This is a genomic window from Mesorhizobium sp. M2C.T.Ca.TU.002.02.1.1, assembly GCF_003997225.1.
The window spans coordinates 1-3,319 of the sequence record NZ_RZTO01000702.1; the positions used below are offsets into that span (position 1 = coordinate 1).

Below are 3,319 nucleotides of genomic sequence, written 5' to 3' on the forward strand. Positions count from 1 at the left end.
AGATGAGCATTTGCCTTGGTTCTGAGCAATTACTCACTTACCGTGATTTATGTCAAGCCGGAATCTATGCTGCGGCGCAGCAGAAATGACGCAAGGTGAGCCGGCCCGACGATGCGGCCGGCTTTCGGGAAGGGGAGCTGGCGGCGGCCTGCTTACGGGCAGGCGATCTCGGCCAGGATCCAGTCGCGGAAGGCGCGGATCTTCGGCACGTTGCGGCGCGCCGTCGGATAGACCAGCCAATAGGCATGGCCGTCATCGCCCACGAGATCGAAGGGCTGGACCAGGCGGCCATCGGCGAGCTCGTTTTTGAACAGGGCCCTGGTCAGGATCGCCACGCCGTGGCCGGCCATCGCCGCGTTCGCCTCATAGGCCTGCGCGCCCATGCTGGAGCCCGGCCGCTTGGCGAGGTCGTGCCCGGTCACGCCGGCGGCCTCGAACCATTGCGACCACCAGATGTCGCCGGGATCGAGGATCGGCAGGCGCAGGAGGTCGGCAGGCTCGTTGACGCCGCCGATGCTCGCGGCGAGCTTGGGGCTCAGCATCGGCGTGAAATCGGCATCGAGCAGCTTGTGCGCCTCCAGGCCCGGCCATTTGCCGCCGCCGGAGCGGATGGCGAGATCGACATCCTCGCGCGCGAAATCGGTCAGGCGGCTCGACGTGTCGAGCCGTACGGCAAGCGCCGGATGCGCAAGCTGGAACGAACCCAGATGCTGCGCCAGCCAGTTCGAGGCGAAGGTCAGCACGGTGGTGACGCAAAGCAGGCCGTCGGCGCCGCCGCGCGCCGCGGCATAGGCCTGGCCCAGGATGGAAAAAGCCTCGCTGACGGCGGGCGCCAGGCGCTGGCCGGGCTCGGTCAGCTCGATCTGCTTCGGACGGCGCAGGAACAGCGGCGCGCCGATGCGCTCCTCGAGCAGCTTGATCTGGTAGCTCGCGGCCGCCTGTGTCATGCCCAGTTCCTGCGCTGCCTTCGTAAAGGACAGGTGCCTCGCCACCGCTTCGAATACCCGGATCGCCTGCAGCGGCGGCAGCGGCGCGAGCTGCGGAGAACTCAGATCGGGCATAAGGCCTCCTTATGGGTCATGATCGAGGTTTAATTGGAAGCACGAACCGGCCAGACCGATATTTGGGGTCGACGATCAATCCAGTTCAAGGCTGACGATCATGGTCACGGTTCAGGAAAAACTCGTTTCCACCCCGGCACGCGGCTGGTTTTTCACACTGGTGCGCGAATTTGCAAGGTTTTCGGGCCGCAGGCGCAGCTATATCGATGTCCGGGAGCTATCCGAGCATCTGCAGCGCGACATGGGTTTTCTCGACGGCAACGACCCGCGCGGCCCCTCGCAATAGCCGGCTCTTTTTTATGGGCAATCAGCCGGCAAGCAGGGCTTCGGCCGTCCGCTCGTCGGTGATGAGGCCATTGACGAGCCGGCGATTGACGGCCGCCAGGATGCCCGGCAGCTTGCGCTCGCCCATGGCCAAGGCAATGACCAGCGACCGTTCCCGCGACGGCAGCGCGGCGGAAGACACGCGGTCGTTGGTGATGCCCTCGATCATACGGCCTTCGCGGTCGAAGACCCAGCCGACGATCTCGGCGATGCCGCCGGCCTTCTGCAGCGCCTTCAACTCGCTTTCGGAAATGAAGCCGTCCTCGTAAAGCGGCGCCTTGGGCCCGAGATCGCCGATGCCGACGAAGGTGACGTCGGCTTCCGCGGCCAGCGCCAGGGTCGGCTGGATCATCGGTTGGTTGAGCAGCATCTCGCGCTCTTCCGGCGAGGAGGCGATGACCGGCAGCGGCATCGGAAAGGATCGCGCCTTGACGCGGTCGGCCATGGTGAAGATGACGTTGTAGAAGGCGGCCGAGCCGTCGGGCGAGATGTTGCCGGTCAAGGACACGACCTTATGCTGCGGGCAGTCCATCGGCGGCAGCTGCTCGATCGCCGCCTTCAGCGTGCGCCCGGTGCCGATCGCCATCACGATGGGCGCTTCGGAGCGCAGCCGGCGTTCGATCTCGGCCGCGGCCGCCTCGGCGATGCCGATCGTCGTCGAATTCGACGTCGGATCGCTTGGCACCACCTCCACGAGGTCGAGCGCGAACCGCGACTTCAGGCGGGCGGCGAGGTCGAGGCAGTTGGCGATCGGATGATCGACCCGCACCTTGATCAGCCCTTCCGACATGGCGAGCGACACCAGCCGCTGCGCCGTCTGCCTCGAGATGCCGAGCTTCGCGGCGATCTGGTCCTGCGTGTTGCCGGCAACATAATAGAGCCAGCCGGCGCGCGCGGCGTCGTCCAACCTGGTGCTGCCGGTTTCCTGTCGCGAATTCACGTCCTGCCTCCCCGCCCGCAAGAATGCTGAAGCGGGCACCATAGCTTACAGCGAATATCGCGGCGCGCAATTGCTTATCGGAAGAGCAATTGCTTGAGCGTCTTACAAGCTGGCGAAGGACCAATTCGTCGCGCTTGCGACCATTTGCCGGGCGGGACGGTTTATCTCCACCGGGAAACCGATTAAGGGATCGGCGAAAGGAGCCACGCATGACGCCAAAAGCCGTTTTCTGGGATATGGACGGAACGCTGGTCGACAGCGAGCCGTTGCATGAGGCGGCGCTCGCGGCGGCCCTGCGCAGCGTCGGCATCGCTCCGCCGCACGACCTGCATGAGCGCGTGCTGGGCATCGCCGCATGGCCGGTCTACGAGATGCTGCGCGACGAGTTCGGCCTCGACCTGCCCTTCGACGACTGGATCGTGCGCAAATACGATCACTATCTGCCGCTGGCCGAAACGCTGAAGCCTCGCCCCGGCGCGATCGAGGCGTTCAACGAATTGCGCGCGCTCGGCGTCGAGCAGGCGGTGGTGTCCAACTCCGACCGGCTGATTGTCGACGCCAATCTGCGCGCCGTCGGCCTCACCTATCCGGGCATGATGACGGTCAGCCGCAACGACGTGATCGACGGCAAGCCGCTTCCCGAACCCTTCCTGCGCGCCGCCTATCTCGCCGGGGTCGAGCCGGCCGACGCATTCGCCATCGACGACAGCCTGACCGGCGCCATGGCCGGACTGGCGGCCGGCATGAAGACGATCTTCTGGCCGGAAGCGCCGATGGAAGGTCCGGCCGGGGCGATCGTGATCAGCAGCGCCGCAGAGCTGAGGAAAGAACTCGGACTCTAAGCCAAGGTCGGCGCCGCCCCTCATTGGACCTTCGGGTAGCTTGGCGCAGGCACTATCCAATGTAGCGCTGGTCGACCCCCACTCCGTCTCGGCTTCGCCGAGCCACCTCTCCCCCGATCGACGGGGGAGAGGAAAGGCGCCCTTCCTTTCCC

Annotated in this window: 4 protein-coding genes; 2 read left to right on the forward strand and 2 right to left on the reverse strand. The window is 65.6% G+C overall.

Annotated features, from left to right (window positions below; all coding sequences use genetic code 11):
• Positions 1-152: 152 nt before the first annotated feature.
• Positions 153-1,061: a transcriptional regulator GcvA gene (gcvA, locus tag EOD07_RS27855; protein WP_127237676.1), complete on the reverse strand. Its 909-nt coding sequence runs from the start codon at positions 1,059-1,061 to the stop codon at positions 153-155.
• 100 nt (positions 1,062-1,161) lie between these two features.
• Between gcvA and EOD07_RS27860 the strand changes: the two genes are divergently transcribed.
• Positions 1,162-1,347 carry a hypothetical protein gene (locus tag EOD07_RS27860; RefSeq protein WP_127237677.1) on the forward strand — a complete coding sequence of 62 codons (186 nt, stop codon included), beginning with the start codon at positions 1,162-1,164 and terminating at the stop codon, positions 1,345-1,347.
• Positions 1,348-1,368: 21 nt separating this feature from the next.
• Here the strand turns inward: EOD07_RS27860 and EOD07_RS27865 are convergent, their stop codons facing one another.
• A complete protein-coding gene (locus tag EOD07_RS27865; RefSeq protein ID WP_073984820.1) occupies positions 1,369-2,325 on the reverse strand; it encodes a sugar-binding transcriptional regulator in 957 nt (318 codons plus the stop codon).
• Positions 2,326-2,534: 209 nt separating this feature from the next.
• On the opposite strand from EOD07_RS27865, the gene EOD07_RS27870 reads away from it, so the two are divergent.
• Positions 2,535-3,167, forward strand: a complete 633-nt coding sequence (locus tag EOD07_RS27870; protein ID WP_127237678.1) for an HAD family phosphatase — start codon at positions 2,535-2,537, stop codon at positions 3,165-3,167.
• Positions 3,168-3,319 lie beyond the last annotated feature (152 nt).